A 1,896-nucleotide genomic window follows, 5' to 3' on the forward strand; every position below is an offset into this window, starting at 1 on the left:
AAAACATCGGCGAAGTCCTGACGATGGAAATCGATGAAGCCGTCGAGTTCTTCTCCGCCATGCAGAGCATCGCGCATCCGCTGCAACTAATGAAAGATGTCGGGCTGGGGTATCTGACGTTGGGCCATCCATGGCCAGCGCTTCAATCCGGAAACGCTCGCGGTGACGTGGCGCGGGAAAAACATCGGCGAAGTCCTGACGATGGAAATCGATGAAGCCGTCGAGTTCTTCTCCGCCATGCAGAGCATCGCGCATCCGCTGCAACTAATGAAAGATGTCGGGCTGGGGTATCTGACGTTGGGCCAGCCATCGCCAACCTTGTCGGGCGGCGAGGCGCAGCGGATCAAGCTCGTGACGGAGTTGTCGAAGGTGCGTGACGATATCGGCCGGCGCGGGCAGAAAGCGCCGCATACGCTGTACGTGCTCGACGAACCCACGGTCGGCCTGCATATGGCCGACGTGGCAAAGCTGATCCGCGTGCTCCACAGGCTGGTGGACGGCGGCCATTCCGTGGTCGTGATCGAGCACGATCTGGACGTGATCGCGGAAGCCGACTGGGTCATCGATCTCGGGCCGGAAGGCGGTACGGAAGGCGGATCGATCGTGGCGTCGACCGATCCGGAGACGCTCTCGAAGAATCCGCGCAGCCACACCGGCGCGGCGTTGCGGCCGGTGCTGGAACGCGGTACGGCGGTTGCGGCCGAGGAAGTTCAGTAACTCTTGTAGGGCAGGAATTTGCCCGATAAAACCACGTTGACCCGGTCCCCCTTGGGATCGGGTTCGCGCTGGATGTCCATCGAAAAGTCGATGGCGCTCATGATCCCGTCGCCGAATTCCTCGTGGATCAGTTCCTTGATCGTGGTCCCGTAGACGCTCACGATTTCGTACCATCGGTAGATCAGCGGGTCGGTCGGCACGGCGCTCGGCAGCGAGCCTTTATAGGGCACAATCTGCAACCAGGCGACGGCTTCATCGGAGAGACCGAAGACTTCGCCGACGACTTCGGCCTGCGTTTTGGAGAATGTCATCTGCCCCAGGCAGCCGGCCGTTACCCATTCCTTGCTCAAGCCGACTTTCTCCGCCACGTCGGCCCATTTCAGCCCTTTGCTCACCTTGGCGGCGAGAATCATGCGAGTCACTTCGCTGCGATCGGAAATCATGGGTGTCACTCCTCGGGTTTGCCTGAAGCGAGTGTATCGGCCAATTGCGCGGCTGGCTGGCGGACAAAAATAGAAAAGGATTCCCACTGATGTCTAAACCGACCGTGTCGATACCCGTCAACGATCTCAACACCTTGCTTGCATCGATGTCACCCGAGTTGCAGCCGGGCGTGTATGTCTACGCGAACGTCCCGTTCGATACCGATATGTCCGCCCTCGCGCCCATCGCGACCTTTCGCGAACGCGAGGGCCTGACGCTCATCCTGGAAGAGTCCGAGGCGCTGAAAGCCGGTATCGAACCGATGTTTCGCGCTGCCTGGATCACGCTGACCGTGCATTCGGACCTGCAGGCGGTCGGCCTGACTGCCGCCTTCGCAACCGCGCTTGGAAAGGCAAACGTCAGTTGCAACGTGGTCGCGGCGGCGTATCACGATCATGTGTTCGTACCGATCGAGTCTGCCGGCACAGCGATGGCCACGTTGCTGCAACTTCAACGTGATGGCTTGTGAGAAACCCGAATCGTTCCCGCTGGTATGCTGGCGCCCTCGTCCCACTAAACAAGATCGCAAAACCGCAATGGCAACGCAGGACAAATCTCTCGCACTGAAGAAAATGAAGTGGTTCGCCGCCGGCCTTCTGCTGGCGGCAGCCGCGCTGTTCGTGCTCGCAAAAAGTCAGCATGAAGTGGGCGCCTGGGCCTGGGTCGCCGCATTCGCCGAAGCCGCCATTCCATCTA

The 1,896-nt window shown here is 60.2% G+C and carries 3 protein-coding genes and 1 pseudogene; 3 read left to right on the plus strand and 1 reads right to left on the minus strand.

Annotated features, from left to right (window positions below):
- Positions 1–215, plus strand: a 215-nt coding sequence (locus ACRXB1_RS35350; RefSeq protein ID WP_449494693.1) for a hypothetical protein, incomplete at its 5' end; no start/stop codon positions are given.
- Positions 130–717, plus strand: a pseudogene (locus ACRXB1_RS35355) (hypothetical protein); the annotation flags it as partial. The gene ACRXB1_RS35350 and the pseudogene ACRXB1_RS35355, both read left to right, overlap by 86 nt.
- Here the strand turns inward: ACRXB1_RS35355 and cynS are convergent.
- Complete coding sequence (gene cynS, locus ACRXB1_RS35360) at positions 711–1,160, minus strand: cyanase (protein ID WP_062172457.1); 450 nt, start codon at positions 1,158–1,160, stop codon at positions 711–713. The pseudogene ACRXB1_RS35355 and the gene cynS overlap by 7 nt on opposite strands.
- Before the next feature lie 89 nt (positions 1,161–1,249).
- Here cynS and ACRXB1_RS35365 point away from each other — a divergent pair, with 89 nt between their 5' ends.
- Entirely contained in the window at positions 1,250–1,669 is a 420-nt protein-coding gene (locus ACRXB1_RS35365) for an ACT domain-containing protein (protein WP_375507463.1), read from the plus strand.
- Positions 1,670–1,896: the final 227 nt, after the last annotated feature.

The organism is Caballeronia sp. M23-90 (assembly GCF_053574605.1).